Here is a 17295-nt window from a genome sequence, read left to right as displayed (position 1 = left end):
CAAATTCAGGCGGGTTGCGGCGTGTCGGCGAGGCGGACGAGACCGTTGTCGATGGAAAGCCTTCCTTCGACAAACCAGCGCACGGCGCGCGGGTAGATCACATGTTCCTGCGTCAGTACGCGATCTGCCAAGGTGTCTTCCGTGTCATCCGGAAGGACCGGGACGGCTGCCTGGGCCACGATCGGACCATGATCCAGCTCCGCTGTCACGAAGTGAACCGTGGCACCATGCACCTTGACGCCGGCTGCCAACGCCTGGCTGTGCGTCGCCAACCCGGGAAAGCTGGGCAGCAGGGACGGATGGATATTGAGCATGCGGCCCGAATAGTGTTCTACAAAAGCGGGCGTAAGAATGCGCATGAACCCGGCCAAAACGACGAGATCAGGCGAGAACCGGTCGATCGCAACACGCAAGGCCGAGTCAAATGCGTCACGCGTCGGGAATGCCTTGCTTACCACCACATCGGTAGGAATACCGTGTTCGGCAGCAAAAATCAGTCCTTCAGCATCCGCCCGGTTGCTGATGACGGCGGCAATCCGACATGGCCATTGTTCGTTGCGCGCTGCCCGGACGATTGCCTGCATGTTGCTTCCGCGCCCGGAAATCAGGATGACGATATTCTTCATGGCGCGCATTTTACCGTACCAGCCTTGTGTAGCCGTAACAAAAAAGCCGACAGGGCATGTCGGCTTTCTGGTGATGCGGGCAGGTTGCCAACTGCCCGATGATTATTGGAACGAGTAGAACACGCGGAAAGCGACCTTCTTTTCTGCCCAAAACTCCGCGGCATCGCGGAACACATCGAGCAAGGTTTCTCGCGCTTCCTTATCGAACTTCGGTGTATTGGGCAGTTGCTCGATAACGATAAGGAAACCGGGTTGCGGTCCAGCCTTGTATGCCAGATCAGTCAGACAGTCGCCCAGCGCATCAAAGTTCTTGCCGAAGTGCCTCGGAAAATGGAAAGCCTGTGCAATGCAAGCCAAAACCTGCTGTTTCGTAGTTGCCTGCGCGCAATAGGCGTACAAAAAATGCTGGCCCAGGCGAGCAGCCTCTTCCTGAAGGTCGGTCACCCGGAATGCGCGGATCGACTGCACCACGTTCGAGGGTACGGTCTTGAACAGGCTCATGTTTTCCTCCGCTCGTGCAATTAGCGTTGCGGGTTCTCTATGCAATGGCTCGATTCGCATTTCGTTACTCTTTGATGCGCCTGAAGGTCGCATAATGATCGTCGGTGTAGTAGTACTCGCCCGAGGTGGCCGGCTGTCCGCCGGAGACGATTCGTCGCGCCCCTCGGTTGCGCGCCCCCGGGGTTTTTACCGTGAATTCGTGATAATACCCGCGCTTTTGCTTGGGTAAAACCCCTTCATAATTACGAAAGACTGTCCCATCCTTGGCATAAGGAAAGGGCCCGCCCTTCTTGATCAGCGCCAGCGTATGCCGAGCTTCTTTTGGCAGATGTTCGACGGAAATGACGCCGAGAGCATTTGTCTCTTTCGCAAAAACCGTCGCAGAAAGCAGAAGGGCTGCAAGGAAAAACAGCCAGTTTTTCAGGAAGTTGGCATTCACGTGGATAGCCCGCTGGTTTAATTGAAAAATCAACAATGCCGGCGTAGTGATACCGTAGGGTAACTGGTTGTCATTGGTGAAGCAAGCCGCGAAAAGCAAATTCGACGACAGTTTCTAAGATTGGCTTCGAGCAATTTTTCCATGCCTTTCACAGGCAAGGAGCCGCTATCGCAACGGAAATTATCTCTTTCAAAGGAATGCCAGCACGATGCTGCCATTACAATTTGTTGCAATAATCAGACCGATTGCGACATTTTCGCCGTCGGGCCGTCGCAATGCCTCGGTTGTGTCGCGGCCGCTCAGTACCGGCTGACACCAACCTCGCTGCGACGATCAGGCTCTTCTCAAAAGTACATCCTGCACGTCCGTCACGTCCCTCGCGTCTCGCGCCAAAGCAGACGTGCACTTCTCTCCAAAGAAAGCAAGTACGTCGTCGCGGTGCGCCATTGCATCCTTGAGCCCCAATTGAATCAGTTCGCAGGTATAACTTGTTTCAAACAACAGATAAGATGCCAGCGCTGCACCGCTGACTTCCGTTGCGCCAATGGCGCCCAGAAGCATGCGTATGGGCGCAGGCAGGCTGCGAACATGACGGCTCGCGATTTCGTCCAACCGTTCGGAGGGGGCAATGATGAGCGTGTCGATGGGGCGCAAGGGAGTCTTCGCCCGTTGCTCCTCGGTCAACACCGACAACGTGAGGTTGATTCGGGTCATCCGCTCGATATCTACGGCAAGACTGTCAAGAAAAATACTCGACATCGCGTGGCCGCCGATCTGGGCCAGAGTCGGATATTGTGCCGGCTCCGTCGTCTCGCTCACCGGCTCTGTAAGACGTCCGGCACCGATTACCAGCACCTTGTCAGCCCCAAGGTGAATCGCCGGGGAAATCGGCGCGAGCTGACGCATTGAACCATCGCCGAAGTACTCGCGTCTGCCGTGGCAGTAAAGTGGCGTAGCGGGAAAAATGAGTGGAATGGCCGAGGAAGCCAGCAAATGCTCGACGCCGATCTGGCCACGCAGTGCGAGGCGCTGCGAGCGCACCCAGGGCTGGATCGCGGCTTCTGACTGAAAGAACGTAATGTGGCGCCCCGCGCTGTACGACGATGCTGTCACCGCAAGCGCATGCAATTTGCCATCGATGAGGGCGGCATCCAGCCTCGGGAAATTCAAGACCCGGTTCAGCAGGGTGATCAGAGGGGTGTTATCAAGCAGGGCATTGGGCGGACTGGTTTTCCATTTTCGCAGCAGCCAGCCGAACGAAAGCAGGGAAAGCCACTTCGCACCTGACCGTATGACGCCAAGCGAGTCGGCGCGATATACCTGGTCTGCGGTGAAATGCTCCCAGATCTTCAGCGTCTTCTGCAAGCCTTCGCCAAAGTTGTCTGCATGGCACGCCAGCGCGGTGGCATTGATTGCACCGGCTGAAGTGCCGCATATGATGTCGTAGGGATTGCGCGCAGGCTCCCAGCCGGCTTCCTGCAATATTTCGGATATGCCTTGCAGCACGCCTACCTGATACGCTGCCCGCGCTCCACCGCCGGTGAGGACGAGGCCTGTCTTCTTTCTGCTTTCCATAGCGAAAGATTAGCAGGCTCACCTTCGTTTGGGGAGGAAAGCAGAAGCGCAGCCAACGGAAAAAACAACGGCAGGCTCGACCTGCTTCCCGAAGCTGTCAGTGAAGCACCCTGAGTCTCAGTCTCCCCGCACGATGCCCTCGCGGCGCGGATCCGCACCGCCAAACCACATTTCCTCGCCATGGATATTGGCCCGCATGATTCCCTGCAAGCCTGAGGTCTGCTCCATCAATCGCACATTGTGCCCCTTGGCCTTGAGCTGTTCGATCAAAGCGTCGGGAACGCGCCCCTGCTCGAGTTCAGTCGGACCATTGCGGCTGCCGAAGTTGGGCAGGCTGATCGCCTGCTGCACGTTCAGCCCCCAGTCCAGTGTTCCGATGAGCAGCTTGCCGACATAATTGATGATCGCCGAACCGCCCGGCGAACCGGCAGACAGCACCAGCTTTTTGGTGGCTTTTTCAAAGACGAGCGTGGGCGCCATCGAGCTGCGCGGCCGCTTCCCGGGCTGCACGCGGTTGGCAACCGGCCCATTGGCATCCGCGGCATCGAAGGAGAAATCCGTCAGCTGATTATTCAACAGGAAGCCGCGAACCATCTGGCGCGAGCCGAATGCATCTTCGATCGTCGTGGTCATAGAGATCGCATTGCCGTAGCTGTCGACAATAGAGATGTGCGACGTCGACGGCCGTTCGGGAGAATTATCGGTTCCCTGTGCCAATGCGGTCGCCGGCGGGGTCCCTGGCTTTGCCTGCCCCATCGATTTATCACCGATCAGCGCAGCTCGCGTGCCGAGATAGATCTTGTCCAGAAGCGCCTTTGGGCTGTTGCCGGGAAGCGGGACAAAATCGGTATCGGCTACGTAGCGGCCACGATCGGCATAGGCCAGCCGACCTGCTTCGGAAAACAGGTGTACCGCTTCCGCATTCAACACGCCATCCTTCGGTGCATGCGCGCTGATGTTCTTGTGTTCAAGGATGCCGAGCATCTGCGCAATCGCGATACCGCCGGAGGACGGTGGCGGCATGCCGCACACTATCCAGTATTTGTAATCGGAGCAGACCGGCTCACGAAGCTTTGCACGATAAGTGGCAATATCGTTGGCAGTCAATTTGCCAGGATTGGTCGGATGGCTTGCCACCTTTGCTTCAATATCGCGTGCGATCTGTCCGCGATAGAAGCTGTCGGCGCCGCCGGCTGCAATTTCGCGCAGCACGGCGGCAAGCTCGGGATTCTTCAAGACGTATCCGACAGGATGCGGATTTCCATCCATGTCGTAGAAATAAGCGGCCGCGACCGGATCCTTCTTCAAATGCTGCTCGCTCTTCAGCATCGTCGCAAGTCGCGGGCTGACCGCGAAACCCTCTTCCGCCAGCCTGATGGCCCGTGCAAAGAGCGATGACCATGGCAGACGGCCATACTGTCGGTGCGCCATTTCCAGCATGCGCAGCACACCCGGCGCACCGACGGAGCGGCCGCCGACGACGCCGTCGTAAAAGCTGACCGGCTTACCGTCGGATTGCAGGAACAAGCTCTCGGTCGCCGCTGCCGGCGCCGTTTCCCTTCCATCGAACGCCTTTACAAGATTGCCGTCGAAGTGGAGCAGGAAGGCGCCACCGCCGATGCCCGAGGACTGGGGTTCCACCAGAGTGAGCACCATTTGCACCGCGATTGCCGCGTCAACAGCGGAACCACCGGCGCGCAATATCTCGTAACCTGCGTCGGTCGCAAGCGGGTTGGCTGCCGCGACCATGAATTTCTTCGCCACCCAGCCCGGTTTTTCCGTGTATCCGGTGGCGCGTTCAGGCGCCTGTGCCTGTGCTTGTGCCTGCGTCTGATGCTCATATTGTCGTGCGCTCTGTTGTTGTGCCGGTGGTTGAGGAGCGGCACAAGCGACAAGCAAAACGGCTGTGAAAACGATCGGCGTTATTCTTGTTGTGTGCATGATTGAGTCCAAAAAGAAAAAGGCAAGCATTACGCTTGCCTTAGTCTAGTTTGCCCGCTTCCCGCTGTCATGAACATGAGTCGCCAAATTAATGGCGCTTTGCGTTTGCTCACCTGCGACAGCGAATTGCCGGCGCCTCACGGAGGCCGGCAATCTCCGCTTTACTTGGGCTGCATGCGGATGGCGCCGTCCAGACGAATGGTTTCACCGTTCAACATCACATTTTCGATGATGGTCTTGGCGAGGTTTGCATACTCTGCCGGCTTGCCGAGGCGCGGAGGGAACGGGACCATGCGACCAAGCGCATCCTGCACTTCTTGCGGCATACCGAGCAGCATCGGCGTTTCAAAGATGCCTGGAGCAATCGTCATCACGCGAATGCCGTTACGTGACAGGTCTCGCGCCATCGGCAGCGTCATGCCAACCACGGCGGCCTTCGACGCGCCGTAAGCAGCCTGCCCGATCTGGCCGTCGTACGCAGCAACCGACGCGGTGTTGATGATGACGCCGCGCTCGCCATCGCTTGTCGCTTCCGTCTTCGACATGGCATCGGCAGCCAGGCGCGCCATATTGAATGTGCCGACCAGATTGATGTTGACCGTCCGCTGGAAAACGTCCAGCGGGTGCGGGCCATCCTTGCCGACAGTCTTCACAGCCGGCGCGACACCGGCGCAGTTCACCAGTCCGCGTAAGGTTCCCATTGCCAGCGCCGTATCGACGACCGCCTTGCCGTCTGCTTCCGAGGTGACGTCGCATTTGATGAAGCGGCCCTTCAGTTCCGCGGCGAGTTTTTCGCCCGGCTCCACCTGCACATCGGCCAGCACGACCTTGCCGCCGTTTTCAACGATCATGCGCGCCGTCGCAGCACCAAGGCCGGATGCACCGCCAGTAATAATGAATACGTTGTTCTGGATCTGCATTTGTCCCTCTTTATGGAAAACGGAAATGTTTTTACGTTTACGTAAACGTAAAACCTGGCCCATTGTAGCCAATTTTGGAGCGAAAAAGAATAAAGGCAGCCGAAGCTGCCTTTATTCGCCAATGACACCGTTTTATCGTTTGGCCGGAGAGGTGGCCGGCGCAGCTTCCATAGACGCAACCGGAGCAACCACGGCTGCCGGCGTAGCGGCACCATGTTCGCTCGCCTCCTGCATTCCCACTGCAGGAAGCAGCGGCACCAACAGAAGCGCAACGATGTTGATGATCTTGATGAGCGGATTGACTGCGGGGCCCGCCGTATCCTTGTACGGATCACCAACGGTGTCGCCGGTCACGGCGGCCTTGTGCGCATCCGAGCCCTTCCCGCCATGATGGCCGTCTTCGATGTACTTCTTCGCGTTGTCCCACGCACCACCGCCAGTTGTCATCGAGATTGCAACAAACAGGCCGGTGATGATGGTACCCATCAGCAGGCCGCCCAATGCCGCCGGACCGAGAATCAGGCCGACCAGGATCGGCACCACCACCGGGAGCAGCGACGGAATGATCATTTCCTTGATTGCCGACGCCGTCAGCATGTCAACCGCCTTGTCGTATTCCGGCTTGGCCTTGCCTTCCATGATGCCCTTGATGTCACGGAACTGACGGCGCACCTCGATCACGACAGCGCCGGCGGCACGTCCCACCGCTTCCATCGCCATCGCACCGAACAGGTAGGGAATCAGCCCGCCGATGAACAGGCCGACGATCACCATCGGATTGGAAAGATCGAAGGATGTGCTCTTACCGACGGAATCCAGCGCGTGGGTGTAGTCAGCGAACAGCACCAGCGCAGCCAGGCCGGCGGAACCGATCGCATACCCCTTCGTAACCGCCTTGGTGGTATTGCCGACTGCATCGAGTGGATCGGTAATGGCACGTACCGAGTCCGGCATTTCCGCCATTTCCGCGATACCGCCTGCGTTGTCGGTAATCGGGCCGTAAGCATCCAGCGCGACGATGATGCCGGCCATCGACAGCATGGAAGTCGCGGCAATCGCGACGCCATACAGGCCAGCCAGCCAGTAAGTCACAAGGATCGCAGCGCAGACGGCGAGCACCGGATACGCGGTTGACTTCATCGATACGCCAAGGCCGGCAATGATGTTCGTGCCATGGCCGGTGGTGGAGGCCTCGGCGATGTGGCGCACCGGCTTGAAGTCCGTGCCGGTATAGTATTCGGTGATGTAGACCATCAGTCCGGTCAGGACGATGCCGACAATTGCGGAGCCCATCATGGGCATGCGCATCGCTTCCGGCATGACGAGCCAGGTCACGACAGCAAATCCGATGAGGGACAGGATGGCTGCCCACCAGAGCCCGGTATACAGCGCGGACATGATCTTCTTGCCGGGTTTGGCCTTAACCATCGAGCAGCCCACGATGGATGCGAGGATCGACACGCCGCCAAGCAGCAGCGGGTACAGGATCGCTTCTGTTTCTGCTCCCTGGATCATCAGCGCACCGAGCAGCATCGTCGCGATCAGCGTCACAACATAGGTCTCGAACAGATCGGCAGCCATACCAGCGCAGTCACCGACGTTATCGCCAACGTTGTCCGCAATAACGGCCGGATTACGCGGGTCATCTTCCGGGATACCAGCCTCCACCTTGCCGACCAGATCGGCGCCGACGTCGGCACCCTTGGTGAAGATACCGCCGCCCAGACGAGCAAAGATCGAAATCAGCGACGCACCGAAGGCCAATCCAATCAGCGGCTTGAGGACATCGTGCGCCGAAGCGCCGTCGCCTGCGCCACGGGCATTCAGCATCCAGTAGAAAAGGGCAACGCCAAGGAGGCCGAGGCCGACGACGAGCATGCCGGTGATTGCACCGCCCTTGAATGCAACATTGAGAGCCTCATTCATGCCCTTGGTTGCGGCTTGCGCAGTGCGAACGTTCGCCCGCACCGACACGTTCATCCCGATGAATCCGCATGCACCGGACAGTACGGCGCCGATCAGGAATCCGAGTGCAGTGTTCAAGCCAAGTCCGGGCAGGACGGCGATCACAATAAACAGCACGACGCCGACGATGCCGATGGTGCGGTACTGACGGGCCAGATAAGCCGCCGCCCCCTGCTGCACGGCGGCAGCAATTTCCTGCATGCGCGCATTGCCGGGTTCCTGTTTCAGAATCCAACTGCGGGACACCAGCCCGTAAAGCACGGCAATGACGCCGCACGCCACGGCAAACCACAGACCTGTTGCCATATCGATTCCTCCATGATGTTCACGACAAAGTTAAAACAACCACGATGTTCGGAGGACGGCGACGGCATACGCGCGTCGACAGATATGGGTCTCTACTGTCGTCGTCCTGCGATTACTGCGTACTGCAAAACTTTCGTGCCACCTTCGAAGTTCGCTGCCTTGCGTCAGCACGTGCCTCGACTGTGAAGAAATGCATCCGTTGTTATTCTTGCATACCGGTTTTTGGTTGAGCGATCTCGACTGGTAATGTGTTCCGAATCTTTGATGTGGATTAGAAGCCGCTTCGGGCAAGACGAAAAAAAAGCGGACCCGAGGTCCGCTTTACTTATTCTGCCAACGCAGCGAAAGCTTTATCCCTGATCGTTTCGACCGGGCCGACGCCCGCAATCTTGCGATACTTCGGCGCGCCCGGCTGGCCGGACTGTGCCCACTTGTTGTAATAGTCGACCAGTACCTCGGTTTGTTCGTGATACACCTTCAGGCGCTTTTTTACGGTTTCTTCCTGATCGTCGTCGCGCTGGACCAGGTCCTCGCCAGTAACGTCATCCTTGCCCGCAACCTTGGGCGGATTGAACTTGACGTGATAGGTACGACCCGACGACTGGTGCACACGGCGCCCGCTCATGCGCTCAATGATTGCCTCATCGGGCACGTCGATCTCCAGTACATAGTCGATTGCCACACCGGCCTCTTTCATCGCGTCTGCCTGCGGAATCGTGCGCGGAAAGCCGTCGAACAGGTATCCGTTGGCGCAGTCCGGCTGCTTCAGGCGATCCTTCACCAGGCCAATGATGATGTCATCCGACACCAGGCCGCCGGCATCCATGACCTTCTTGGCTTCCAGTCCAAGCGGCGTGCCAGCTTTGACTGCAGCGCGCAGCATATCCCCGGTGGAGATCTGGGGAATGTTGAACTTTTCCTTGATGTAATTGGCTTGCGTGCCCTTGCCGGCACCAGGTGCTCCTAACAGGATGAGGCGCATGAGTTTTTCCTAAGGCTGGTTTTAAATTCTTTTTGCGGTGACGGGCAGACTTCTCCCAAAGTCATGCTTTTTATCACACGAACATTGCATGAAACTTACCACAGAATGTCGTCGATTCGATCCCCGGGGAACCGATTTCCGCTAATTTCCTGTTTTGTAATACTGGCGGACGCGCGCCAGATCCTCTGGCGTATCGACGCCAGCGGCCGGGGCGTCCTGCGTGATATGGACGGCGATCGGGTAGCCGTGCCAGAGCACACGCAGTTGTTCCAATGCCTCGATCTGCTCCAGCGGCGACATTTCCAGCGTCGGATAGGCCTGCAAGAAGGTGTTGCTGTATGCGTAAAGCCCGATATGGCGCAGCGGCCGGTAGCCGGCGGGTATGCTTTCCCGGGATTGGGCAAAGGCGTCCCGGTGCCAAGGGATGGTGGCGCGGGAAAAATACAGCGCCCTGCCCGCCTTGTCCAGCACAACCTTGACCACATTCGGGTTGAAGATTTCGGCCACCTCGCCGATCGGATGTGCAGCAGTCGCCATCGGCACATCGGCAGAAACCAGTCCGGCGGTAGCGGCGATCAAGTCAGGAGAAATCAGGGGCTCATCGCCCTGCACATTCACGATCACGGCGTCCGCAGGCAGTTTCATCGCTGCTGCCACTTCCGCGATGCGGTCCGTGCCGGAAGGATGATCGGCCCTCGTCATGTGCACCGTCACTCCGTGCGCCTTGCATTCAGCGACGATATCTGCGTGGTCCGTGGCGACAATGATTTGTGCTGCACCGGACAGTGCAGCGCGTTCGGCTACGCGAACCACCATCGGTTTGCCACCGAGGTCAGCCAGTGGCTTGTTCGGCAGGCGGGTGGATGCCAGGCGAGCAGGAATAATAACGGTAAAGGACATGCTTGGATTAAGCTGCTAGCGTTAATGCTTTTGTCAGCTGTTGGAGGGCGCTGCGTTCAGGTCACGCGCTTCGTCAGCCCACATGATTGGAATGCCATCACGGATCGGGTAGGCAAGCTTGTCCGGTTTGCAGATGAGCTCCTGCGCGTTCTTGTCATATTCGAGCGGGCCCTTGCAAAGGGGACAGACCAGGATATCAAGCAGTCGGGCGTCCACGACATTTCTCCACTATTCGTTCAGCCAGCACGCGGTCGATGCGCGCCGTCACAGGTACGACCCACAGGCGCGGATCGCTTTTAATCGTATCAAGATGCATGCATTTTACTGCATCCTTCTCGGTGATCAGAATGATATCTGCCTGGATCGCTGCAAACGGATTGTCTGCAAAGTCATAGTGGTCGGGCAGCGGCATTTCTTCGATTGCAAGACCAGCGTTGCGCAGCATGCCGAAGAAACGCGCGGGATTGCCGATCCCGGCTGCCGCGACGATGCGGCACGCAGGGAATGCGGACAACTCCATGGTCTGGGATGGATCGGCCAGGCGCTCGGCAATATTGCCAGACAGCTGCATGCGAATGACCGGTTCCGGTATTCCGGCGGGCAGCCGCGCACCGTTCACCACCGTAAAGTCGCGTGCGCGTGATGCAGGCTCGCGCAACGGCCCGGCTGGCAAGGTCCAGGCGTTTCCGTTTCCACGCTCGTCACACAGAACTATCTCCACGTCCCGCTGCAGCGCGTAGTGCTGCAGGCCATCGTCCGAAACAATGAGATTGACCTCGGGATGCGCGGCCAACAGCGCCTGTGCGGTTGCCACACGCTTGCGCCCGACCATGACGGGGCAGCCAGCGCGACGGGCAATCAGCGCCGGCTCGTCACCGACGGTGGCTGGTACCGACGTCAATGTAACCTCGACGGGAACGTCATTACTTGAACCGTAACCCCGTGAAATCACGCCGGGAACGAATCCGGCACGGCGCAGTTCCTCAACCAGCCAGATCGTCAGGGGCGTCTTGCCGGTGCCGCCGATGAAAATGTTGCCGACGACGACAACAGGCACGGGCAGGCGGGTGCTTTGGAGTATGCCCGCCTGGTACAGTGCGCGCCGCAATACGATGAGCAGGCGAAAGAGCAAGGACAGCGGCCACAAAGCCCAGGCGAGCAGGCCGCGCCGCAGCCATTCACGCGTCAGGACTGTTTCCAGCCTGCGCGTCATTTTTTGCCGCTGGTCTGTGCGGCGAAGGTGACCTTTTCGAATCCGGCCAGACGGGCTGCTTCCAGCACGTTGATGACGGTCTGGTGTGCCGCGGTGGCATCGGCATTGATGATGATGACCGGATCTTGCTTCGACTGGCCACGGGCGTTGGCCACGTTCTTCAGTTCTTCCGCCAGACCGGCTGCGTCGCGGGCCGAAATCTTCGTGTTGTCGATCGCATAGCTGCCCTGCGCATCGACGGCAACGTTGATTTCCATCGGTTGCTCGACCGCCTTCTCGGCGTCGGCCGTCGGCAGTGTGATCTGGAGTGCCGTGAACTTGCTGTAGGTGGTGGTCACCATCAGGAAGATCAGGATGACCAGCAGGACGTCGATGAAGGGAATCAGGTTGATTTCCGGATCGTCGCGGCCCTTGCCTTTGCGGAAGTCCATTGCCATGAGAGCGCCTTACTTGCGGTTGCCGTGGACGGTATCGACGAACCTCACCGCCTGCTGCTCCATGTCGACGATAAAGCTGTCGACCAGCGCACGGAAATGACGGTAGAAGACCAGTGCGGGCATCGCGATTGCAAGACCGAATCCGGTGTTGTAGAGGGCAATCGAGATACCGTGCGCCAGTTGTGCCGGATTGGTGCCAACGGCGTTCTGCGCACCGAAAATCTCGATCATGCCGACCACCGTGCCGAAAAGGCCCATCAATGGAGCGAGGGTTGCGATCGTGCCGAGGGTGGTAAGAAAACGTTCGAGTTCGTGTGCTGTGCCGCGCCCCGCTTCCTCGATGGATTCTTTCATCACGTCACGCGGCGCATTGATGTTGCGCAGGCCGGCAGCCAGTACGCGGCCGAGCGGCGAATTCTGTTCCAGGTTGGAAATGACTTCTGGGCCGATCTTGCCATTGTGGTAGACCCGAATAACTTCACTGAGCAGGTTCGGCGGCAGGATGCGGGAGCGTCGCAGGTACAATAACCGTTCAATGATTAAGGCCAGTCCGATGACGGAAGCAATCAGCAACGGCCAGATCGGCCAGCCGGCGGCTTGAATAATGGCGAGCAAAAGTGGCTCCTCGGGTTAATTCATTCGGATGCAGAATGTAACGTGTTGAGCCCGGCTGAGCAAGCGCCATAGAGCAACATTACCCATGAAAAAGTTCCGCACAGAGGCTGTGGATAACGCTGTGGACAAATAGGGAAGCGAACGTCAAAGTCACTGATTCAAAAGGAATTTTGTTTGCTGCACAGAAATCATGCAGCATTGCATTGATCCGTGAAATCAACGACTTAGCACATCGACGACATGAATGTAAGCGATTGTGACAGGCAAAACGACAATCTGGCACGTCTGTGAACAGGATGTGCCTCGAGAGACCGCATGAACACGAGAATTGCACCAGAAGATATTGAAACGGCGCCACCGGTACTGACTGTTTCGGCCCTGAACCAGGCCGTGGCGCGGATGCTGGAGCGCAACTTCCCGCTCGCATGGGTTTCCGGCGAGATTTCCAATTTCACCCGTGCGGCGTCAGGCCATTGGTACTTCACCCTCAAAGACGACGGCGCTCAAGTGCGAGCGGTCATGTTCCGCGGGCGGGCGCAATATGCCGGTTTTAGCCCCCGTGAGGGCGACAAGGTGGAAGTACGGGCGCTTGTCACCCTGTATGCGCCACGCGGCGACTACCAGCTCAATGTCGAGGCGATCCGGCGCGCGGGCGTGGGCAACCTGTACGAGGCATTCCTGCAACTCAAGGAAAAGCTCAACGCGGAAGGATTGTTCGACCTGCAGCGCAAACGACCGCTCGCGCTGTTTGCACGCACTGTTGGCATCGTGACAAGCCTGCAGGCGGCTGCACTACGCGACATTCTGACCACGCTGCGGCGTCGTGCTCCGCATGTCCGGGTGATCCTGTATCCGGCTCCGGTGCAGGGCGAAGGCGCCGCGCAGAAGATTGCGCAGGCAATCAATACTGCCTCCGCGCGCGCCGAATGCGACGTCCTGCTGGTGTGCCGCGGTGGCGGCAGTATCGAGGACTTGTGGTCATTCAACGAGGAAGTGGTGGCGCGGGCGATTGTCGCGTGCTCCATGCCGGTCATCTCGGGTGTCGGTCACGAGACAGACTTCACCATTGCGGACTTTGCGGCCGACTTGCGGGCGCCGACGCCGACCGCAGCGGCGGAAATGGCTGCCGCACCGCGCGCGGACTGGCTCGCCACGCTCGATGCACATGCTGACGACCTGACGCGCGCAATGCGCCGGCAGCTGGCGGATACGTCCCAGACGCTGGACTGGTTGTCACGCCGCCTCGTCAGTCCGTCTGCCTACATTGCCCACGAGCGACTCAAGCTGCGCGGGCTGCAGACACGGCTTGCGCATGCAACGCGCACACCGCTGAACCAGGCCCGTTTCGCCGTATCCCATTTGCAAACGCGCCTTTCGGCCCAGTTTCCCAAGACGGTGCCCCATCGAGCCCGCCTGACGGAAGAAGCGCGCCGCATGACTACCCGCATGACTGTCCAGAACGCACAGCGGCGACAGGCCCTGGCTGCACTTGCTGCACAGCTGGAACTGCTGAACCCCCAGCGCACGCTGGAACGCGGCTATGCAATGGTTCTCGACAGCAAAGGCCGGGTCATCCGGGCGCCGAAAGATTTGCGGCCGAGAGAAACAGTCACCATGCGCCTGGCAGAAGGATCGGCCGAAGTCGGTATTGCCAGCGTGCAGCCGACGCTCGACTGAACAGCATCGGTGGTCCTTTCGGCTGCCGGATTGTCACTATCAGTTCCGGCGTCGCTTTGGCGTTGCATCAATGGACGGTTCCCTGCAGGTTTGCGGCAACCGACATACAATTGAAGCCTTTCAAAAACGACATTAACTGCAGAAATAGAAAGGAAACACCATGGAACACACCCTGCCTCCCCTGCCTTACGCGATGGACGCCCTGCAACCGCACATCTCGAAGGAAACGCTGGAGTACCACTACGGCAAGCATCATCAGGCTTATGTCACCAACCTGAACAACCTGATCAAGGGCACCGAATTCGAAAACGCTTCGCTGGAAGACATCATCAAGAAATCCTCTGGTGGCCTGTTCAACAACTCCGCCCAAGTGTGGAACCACACCTTCTTCTGGAACTGCATGAAGCCCAACGGCGGCGGCGCACCGACCGGTGCTGTCGCTGATGCGATCAACAAAAAGTGGGGTTCCTTCGACAAGTTCAAGGAAGAATTCACGAAGTCGGCAGTGGGCAACTTCGGATCCGGCTGGACCTGGCTGGTCAAGAAGGCTGACGGCTCCGTTGATATCGTCAACACCTCCAACGCTGCTACGCCGTTGACCACCGCAGACAAGGCATTGCTGACCTGCGACGTTTGGGAGCACGCCTACTACATCGACTATCGCAATGCGCGTCCGAAGTTTGTCGAGGCATTCTGGAACCTGGTCAACTGGGATTTCGTCGCGAAGAATTTCGCTTAAGGGCTGGCAGCCCCGGGCCGACCTGCAAAGCGCCGCACCGATTTGCCCGGCGGTGCCTCAAGAAAGCCAGCGTATGCAAGACGCTGGCTTCTTTTTTTGGCATATCGGCGGTCCGACTACATCACGCTATCGTCATTGCGAAAACGCTGGATCGCGGCATCAACCATCCCCTCGGTACTGCCACTCGTGGCGTACTGCTCCCGCAGATAGGTGGCATCGCTGCCCGTATGCGTCGCCCGGTACAGGTGCTCAATCGCCGCCAGGCTGCCCGCCTTCTCGGCATAAGGCTCCATCTTCCGCAATGTCGTCAGAATATCTTCGCGAATCGATAGCGATTCGTGTGTCTTCGGATGGACGAGGGTGCCATCCATGCCAAAGCGGCAGGCCTGGAAACGGTTGAAGTTATAGACGAGGTAGTCGTCCTCGACGGGCGGAGCTTCGGTACGGTCGAGCAGGTACCGGCACAAGGCCTGCAGGTAGCAAGCCAGCGCGGCCGCCCGCTCCACGTTCAATGGCGTATCGCATACGCGCAGTTCGATGGTGCCGTACTCCGGCTTGGGGCGGATATCCCAATAGAAGTCCTTCATGCTCTTGACAATGCCGGTGTCTTCCATACGGGAAAAATAATCACGCTCGAACTGCTCCCAGCTCAACAGGAACGGTGCGCGGCCGCTGAGCGGGAATGCAAACACCGAATTGAGCCGCGCGGAATTGAACAAGGTGTCCCTGCCCTGGAAGTACGGCGACGACGCAGACAGCGCGATGAAATGCGGTACGTAACGGTTCAGCGAATGCAGCAGGAACAACGCGTCATCGCCCGAACCGCAGCCGATATGCACATGCTGGCCAAACACCGTGAACTGCTTGGCAAGGTAACCGTAGAGCGACGACACCTGCTTGAAGCGCGGCTTGGAGAAGATCTTCCGCTCCGACCACTTCTGGAAGGGATGCGTGCCGCCGCCGCATACGCCGACATTGAGCATGTCGCCCGCCCGGACCAGCGTGTCGCGAATCTTGCGCAATTGCGCAACCAGCTCGGTATGGTTGGTATGGATATCGGTGTTTATCTCGATCATGCTTTCCGTGATCTCGGGCGTGACGTTGCCGGGAAACGGCTTGCGTCCCAGCAGATCGAGCATGTCGGGACTGGCGTCGGTCAGGTCGAAATCGCTGAGACTGACAAGCTGCAGCTCCAGCTCGACGCCGAGTGTCAGTGGCGCGGATTGCTTGAATGGTTCCAGTGGCATGGTCAGACCTCCGACTTGTCCGGCGTTTCTTTTGCCAGGATCAGTGCACGCTGTGTGATGATGGGGCCAACTACTTCGAGCAGCAGCACCATCGCTGCTAGCGGCACCAGCGTATCAATAAATTCCGCTCCTACGCTTCGCGTTTGCTCCAGCAGAAGGATCACGAAAACAGAAATTGGTGTCAGCGCCATGCCGGCAAATGCGCCCTTGCGCCACGAGATGCCGCTCACGCGTGCAAACACGGCCACGCTCAGCGTCTTCACCACAAACCTTGCTGCCACCAGCGTCACGCCGAGCGCCAGGCCTTCCATCACGCTTGTCCACGACAGCGTGGTTGCCACAAAGAAGAACAAGACGATGGTCAGGAGATCGCCCATGACGCCGAAATTACGCTGGGTCTGGCTGAGCGTGACACGCCGATGGCGCGCAACGATGCCGAATGTCAGTGTCGCCAGCACAGGCGAGAATCCGAGAGCATAGGTCACCGCCACCAGCAAGATGACCGCAATTGCGAATGCGACCGTTGCATCCCTGGCGACGTTGCCAAGGCGCCTCAAGATACCAGGCACGGCAACACCGAACAATCCGCCGAACGCTGCCGAAGCACTGAGCACGATCAGGCTGCTCCACATTGCATGCAATAGGCTGCCGGAGGTCTGGAATACACCGATGCCGATGATGACCTTGAACGCGAATACCGCCAGTACGCAATTCAATGCGGACAAATGCAATACGCGCTCCGTGACCTGGCCGGAGCTTGACTGCTCGTTGAGCACACGGAGAATGCCGGCGGGCGATGTTGCCATCGCGAGCGAGCCGAGCAAAAGAGCGGATAACGTTGCCGTGCCAAACCAGTCGGCGACAAAAAATACCACTGCAAATGTCGACACCGACTCAACCAATCCAGTAACGCCGATCCAGGGGTTCAGGCGCAACCATCGCAAGTTGATGCGGTAGCCCAATTCAAAAAGAATCAAGCCGAAGGCGACATTGGCGAGCAGCATGAAGGTGCCGCCTTCGGTTTCGGGGAGCAGTCCTCCGCCGGCATTCGCAAACAAGAAACCGACAAGACCATAAATACTGATCCGCGGCAGTCCTGTCCAGCGATGCACGAACTCGCCGGCAAGCCACGCGATCGCAAGTGCGAACGGCCATGCAAGCTGCGAAACGGCTACCAAGATATCAGGCATATTCTTTCCTTGTTCAGTTAGT

General features: G+C 58.6%; 17 protein-coding genes. 2 read left to right on the top strand and 15 right to left on the bottom strand.

Annotated elements, in window-relative coordinates; translation table 11 throughout:
- Nucleotides 1–5: 5 nt before the first annotated feature.
- The 13 genes from purN to ACYVIA_RS14920 form a co-directional block, all read right to left on the bottom strand.
- Nucleotides 6–626, bottom strand: coding sequence for a phosphoribosylglycinamide formyltransferase (gene purN / locus ACYVIA_RS14980; RefSeq protein WP_460842113.1), 621 nt, complete (start codon nt 624–626; stop codon nt 6–8).
- 102 nt (nt 627–728) lie between these two features.
- Nucleotides 729–1187: a barstar family protein gene (locus ACYVIA_RS14975; RefSeq protein WP_460842111.1), complete on the bottom strand. Its 459-nt coding sequence runs from the start codon at nt 1185–1187 to the stop codon at nt 729–731.
- 4 nt (nt 1188–1191) lie between these two features.
- Nucleotides 1192–1566 carry a ribonuclease gene (locus tag ACYVIA_RS14970; protein WP_460842109.1) on the bottom strand — a complete coding sequence of 125 codons (375 nt, stop codon included), beginning with the start codon at nt 1564–1566 and terminating at the stop codon, nt 1192–1194.
- A 333-nt stretch (nt 1567–1899) separates the two neighbouring features.
- A complete protein-coding gene (locus ACYVIA_RS14965; RefSeq protein WP_460842106.1) occupies nt 1900–3141 on the bottom strand; it encodes a patatin-like phospholipase family protein in 1242 nt (413 codons plus the stop codon).
- Nucleotides 3142–3258: 117 nt separating this feature from the next.
- Nucleotides 3259–5082 carry a gamma-glutamyltransferase gene (gene ggt, locus ACYVIA_RS14960; protein WP_460842105.1) on the bottom strand — a complete coding sequence of 608 codons (1824 nt, stop codon included), beginning with the start codon at nt 5080–5082 and terminating at the stop codon, nt 3259–3261.
- A gap of 161 nt (nt 5083–5243) precedes the next feature.
- Nucleotides 5244–6002, bottom strand: coding sequence for a 3-hydroxyacyl-CoA dehydrogenase (locus tag ACYVIA_RS14955; protein WP_460842103.1), 759 nt, complete (start codon nt 6000–6002; stop codon nt 5244–5246).
- Nucleotides 6003–6134: 132 nt separating this feature from the next.
- Nucleotides 6135–8273 carry a sodium-translocating pyrophosphatase gene (locus ACYVIA_RS14950; protein ID WP_460842100.1) on the bottom strand — a complete coding sequence of 713 codons (2139 nt, stop codon included), beginning with the start codon at nt 8271–8273 and terminating at the stop codon, nt 6135–6137.
- Between the two features lie 325 nt (nt 8274–8598).
- On the bottom strand, nt 8599–9255 hold the full coding sequence (gene adk, locus ACYVIA_RS14945) for an adenylate kinase (protein WP_460842099.1): 657 nt from the start codon (nt 9253–9255) through the stop codon (nt 8599–8601).
- Nucleotides 9256–9396: 141 nt separating this feature from the next.
- The gene (kdsB, locus tag ACYVIA_RS14940) at nt 9397–10155 is read right to left on the bottom strand and encodes a 3-deoxy-manno-octulosonate cytidylyltransferase (protein ID WP_460842096.1); all 759 of its coding nucleotides are present in this window, start codon (nt 10153–10155) and stop codon (nt 9397–9399) included.
- Between the two features lie 33 nt (nt 10156–10188).
- A complete protein-coding gene (locus tag ACYVIA_RS14935) occupies nt 10189–10371 on the bottom strand; it encodes a Trm112 family protein (protein ID WP_460842094.1) in 183 nt (60 codons plus the stop codon).
- Complete coding sequence (gene lpxK, locus ACYVIA_RS14930) at nt 10352–11368, bottom strand: tetraacyldisaccharide 4'-kinase (RefSeq protein ID WP_460842092.1); 1017 nt, start codon at nt 11366–11368, stop codon at nt 10352–10354. Before lpxK ends, ACYVIA_RS14935 begins: the two co-directional genes overlap by 20 nt.
- Nucleotides 11365–11799 carry an ExbD/TolR family protein gene (locus tag ACYVIA_RS14925; protein ID WP_460842249.1) on the bottom strand — a complete coding sequence of 145 codons (435 nt, stop codon included), beginning with the start codon at nt 11797–11799 and terminating at the stop codon, nt 11365–11367. The genes lpxK and ACYVIA_RS14925 overlap by 4 nt, the downstream gene beginning before the upstream one ends.
- 15 nt (nt 11800–11814) lie before the next feature.
- A complete protein-coding gene (locus ACYVIA_RS14920; protein WP_460842090.1) occupies nt 11815–12420 on the bottom strand; it encodes a MotA/TolQ/ExbB proton channel family protein in 606 nt (201 codons plus the stop codon).
- A 315-nt stretch (nt 12421–12735) separates the two neighbouring features.
- Between ACYVIA_RS14920 and xseA the strand changes: the two genes are divergently transcribed.
- Both xseA and sodB read left to right on the top strand, forming a co-directional pair.
- A complete protein-coding gene (gene xseA / locus ACYVIA_RS14915; RefSeq protein WP_460842089.1) occupies nt 12736–14097 on the top strand; it encodes an exodeoxyribonuclease VII large subunit in 1362 nt (453 codons plus the stop codon).
- A 160-nt stretch (nt 14098–14257) separates the two neighbouring features.
- A complete protein-coding gene (gene sodB, locus ACYVIA_RS14910) occupies nt 14258–14836 on the top strand; it encodes a superoxide dismutase [Fe] (RefSeq protein WP_460842087.1) in 579 nt (192 codons plus the stop codon).
- A 116-nt stretch (nt 14837–14952) separates the two neighbouring features.
- Here sodB and ACYVIA_RS14905 read toward each other — a convergent pair whose 3' ends face one another.
- Entirely contained in the window at nt 14953–16083 is a 1131-nt protein-coding gene (locus ACYVIA_RS14905) for a YbdK family carboxylate-amine ligase (protein ID WP_460842085.1), read from the bottom strand.
- 2 nt (nt 16084–16085) lie between these two features.
- Nucleotides 16086–17273, bottom strand: a complete 1188-nt coding sequence (locus ACYVIA_RS14900; RefSeq protein ID WP_460842083.1) for a cation:proton antiporter — start codon at nt 17271–17273, stop codon at nt 16086–16088.
- Nucleotides 17274–17295: the final 22 nt, after the last annotated feature.

Source organism: Noviherbaspirillum agri, assembly GCF_054780595.1.
The sequence above is the reverse complement of the archived record's forward strand: the minus strand, read 5'-3'. Positions and strand labels throughout refer to the sequence as shown.